The following is a 3,194-nucleotide window of genomic DNA, read 5'->3' as shown; positions in this document are numbered from 1 at the left end:
CACCTCGATCGCCTTCGGCCGGCGCTGCGAGCAGGCCGGCGTCCGTCCCTCGACGGGCAGAACCGGGACGTGCTTCGACAATGCAATCATCGAGAGCTTCTTCGCCTCGCTGGAGTGCGAGCTGCTCGACCGGCGCACCTTCCGCACCAGGTCAGAAGCCGAACGGGCCCTGCTCAGCTACATCGAAGGGTTGTCACGATATGCAGGTGATCCTGTGCTGGCCTGCAGGTCAGAGATGAGTGGCCGTTGACGGCTGGCGCTGGGTGACGTGGGTGATTCTGGAGTTACCCGAGTGACGGGAGTCTCCTCCGATGGTGTTCGATCCCTGTCTGCTCAACGGCCGTCCCGACCCTGCCGATCCCGGCGTGGTGCGCCTGGGGCATCCGGCGTTGGATGACTATCTGGAGTTGGTGGCGGCCCGGGCCCGGCCCAACACGTTGATCGCGACCGCGTATGACCTGAAGGTGTTCTTCAGCCAGATCCGCAAGGACCCGGCCGAGGTCACCACCGTGGATGTGCTGGCCTTCATCAAGATGCAGCGTTCTCCGCGCATCGATGCCAAGGTGGTCCGTCTGGAGGACGGCGAGGCCGGGCTGTCGGCCCGGACGATCAAACGTCGGCTGGCGAGCATCCGCGGGCTGTTCAACTTCCTGGTGGTGCGCGGCGACGTGCGGGCTGACCCGGTTCCTCAGGGACTGGCCGCCCGCCGCCCGGGCCAACGCGCGATCCGGCAGGTCCCGCTGATTCGTACGCCCCGGACACTTCCCCGGGTACTCGAGCCCGGGGAGGTGTCGGCTTTCTTGGCCGCGCTGCGTACTCGTCGCGACCGGGCCATGGCCGAGGCCATGCTGCTGGGCGGGCTGCGCCGCTGCGAGGTGCTGGGCCTGCGCCTTGGCGATCTACGACCCGGAGAGCATCGCGTGTTCATCGCCGAAGGCAAGGGCGGACACCAGCGGATCGTCCCGGTCTCGGCCCGGTTCTTCGCCACCGTGGCCGACTATCTTGCCACCGAGCGACCGCAGACCAACACCACCGATCGGCTGTTCGTCGTGCTCAAGGGACCACGTCGCGGCCAGCCGCTGTCGGCATCCGGCCTGGATGAGATTGTCACCGGTGCCCGTGACCGGGCCGGAATCATCCGCTTGACCTGCCATCAACTACGTCACACGTGTCTGACCCGGCTGCGCGAGGCGGGCATGGCGTTGGAGGCGTTGCAGGCCCAGGCCGGTCACCGCTCCATCGAATCCACCCGGATCTACCTCCACCTGGCAGGAGGCTGGCTCGTGGAGGAATACCGGCGCGCCATGGAGGCGATCGACGCGCAAACCGTCCAGGAGCGGTGATGGAGGCGAGGGCATCGCTGGCGGCCGAGCCTGACCTGGTCGAGCACTACTGCCATGACGCTCAGCAGGCGGGGGTGAAGATCTGGCCGTCGAACCGGCTCGCGGCCGAGACGTTCCTGCACCGCGTCGCTGCCTGCGGAGGATGGGCGGGCATGGACCTGACCGAGCGGCTGGCCGCCACCCGAGAGCAGATGCGGACCGGGCCCTTTGTCAGCTGGCTGATCGTGACCGGCCGGTGGGCCGTGGACGCCGCCTTCCTAGTCACCGCCGGCCTGCGGCTCGGGGAGGCTGCTTCCCGCTATCAGCCCCTGGCCCGGCTACGGTTCGAGCAGGCCACGGACCGCTTGTCGATCACTCGGGCCGACACTCGGTTGCAGTGGCACATGTTCGCCTTGCTGGCCGCGGCCACCGCCACCACCGTCGACCGCATCGACACCCAGATCTTCCTCACCGGCCGCCAGTTGCTGCTGGCCGCCTATCGCCGGCGGGGACACCCTGACTCAGGCCGCAACCCCGCCGCCATCCTTCATCGCCTGCAGGCGACGCTGTTTCATGACCAAGCGATCGACACCCTGGAGCGGCCCGGCCGCATCCCGGTCAGTATTGCCGGCTGGAACGGCGTCGCCACCTCATACGCCCTGGCCGCCCGCCGCTACGTCGAGCAGGTCACGCTCAGCCTTCGCCCTTCCACCGTCAAGGCCATCGAGCGGGATCTGCGCCAGTTCGGCCACTACCTGGCCGACCAACACCCCAACGTCACCACCTTGACCCAGCTCAACCGCAGCCACATCGAGGACTACAAGCGTCGCCTGGCCTGCGACCCGAGGCCCTCGGGAGCTCCGCTGGCCAAGCCCAGCATCAAGAACACATTGATCAACTTGCGCTGCTTCTTCACCCGGATCACCGAATGGGACTACCCGGACGTCCCATCCCGGCCGCTGATCTTCGACGCGGACTTGCCCATCATCGATCGGCCACTGCCACGTTTCCTCGATGACGCCGCAGCCACCAAGCTGCTGCGCACCGCCCGCGCCGAACCCGATGACTTCACCCGTCTGGTCGTCGAACTTCTCGCCCGCACCGGCATGCGCAAGGGCGAGTTGCTCGCTCTGACCGTTGACGCCGTCGTCCAAATCGGCTCGGCCTACTGGCTGCGCATCCCGATCGGGAAACTGCACAACGACCGCTACATCCCGCTCCACCCGGAACTGAAGAGCCTGCTGGACGCCTGGCTACGCAGCCGGCCCACCGACCTGCGCTCGGACAAGATGTTCCTGCGCCGAGGCGGCCGACCCATCCTGCCCCGCCACATCGACCAGGCCCTGGCAAAGGTCGCCGACACGGCCGGCATCGGCCACATCACCGCACACCAACTGCGCCACACCCTGGCCACCCAGGCCATCAACCGCGGCATGTCTCTAGAGGCCATCGCCGCCCTGCTCGGCCACAAGACGCTCGCCATGACCATGGTCTATGCCCGCATCGCTGACCGGACCGTCGCCGAGGAGTACTTCTCGGTGACCGAGAAAGTCGAGGCACTCTACGCTCAACCCGCCCAGCTTCCCGCCACTGACGAGGGCCACCAGATGCGCCGACTACGCGCGGAGATGCATCGCCGAATGCTCGGCAACGGCTACTGCGCCCGGCCGGTCGAGATGGACTGCCACTTCGAGTCCATCTGCGAGTCCTGCCAGTTCTTCGTCACCACGATCGAGTTCCGCCCTCGACTACAGGCCCAACGCGACGATGCCAAAGAGAAGGGACAGCTCGGACGTCAGAAGATCTTCGACGGCCTGCTCAACAGACTCGACTCAACAGGCACTTGACTCGATCACCTGCATAACTACAACC

At 66.8% G+C, this 3,194-nt stretch carries 2 protein-coding genes and 1 pseudogene; all 3 read left to right on the top strand.

Going from position 1 to position 3,194, the window contains the following annotated elements; genetic code table 11:
- A pseudogene (locus ACIBHX_RS52265) lies at nucleotides 1-190 on the top strand (integrase core domain-containing protein); the annotation flags it as partial.
- 121 nt (nucleotides 191-311) lie between these two features.
- On the top strand, nucleotides 312-1,343 hold the full coding sequence (locus ACIBHX_RS52260) for a tyrosine-type recombinase/integrase (protein WP_397076516.1): 1,032 nt from the start codon (nucleotides 312-314) through the stop codon (nucleotides 1,341-1,343).
- 152 nt (nucleotides 1,344-1,495) lie between these two features.
- Nucleotides 1,496-3,169 carry a tyrosine-type recombinase/integrase gene (locus ACIBHX_RS52255; RefSeq protein ID WP_397076515.1) on the top strand — a complete coding sequence of 558 codons (1,674 nt, stop codon included), beginning with the start codon at nucleotides 1,496-1,498 and terminating at the stop codon, nucleotides 3,167-3,169.
- The last annotated feature ends 25 nt before the right edge of the window (nucleotides 3,170-3,194 follow it).

Origin of the sequence: Nonomuraea sp. NPDC050536 (assembly GCF_044457685.1) — a bacterium.
Taxonomy (GTDB): domain Bacteria; phylum Actinomycetota; class Actinomycetes; order Streptosporangiales; family Streptosporangiaceae; genus Nonomuraea.
Note: the sequence above shows the minus strand (reverse complement) of the source record. Positions and strands in the feature narration are given on the sequence as shown.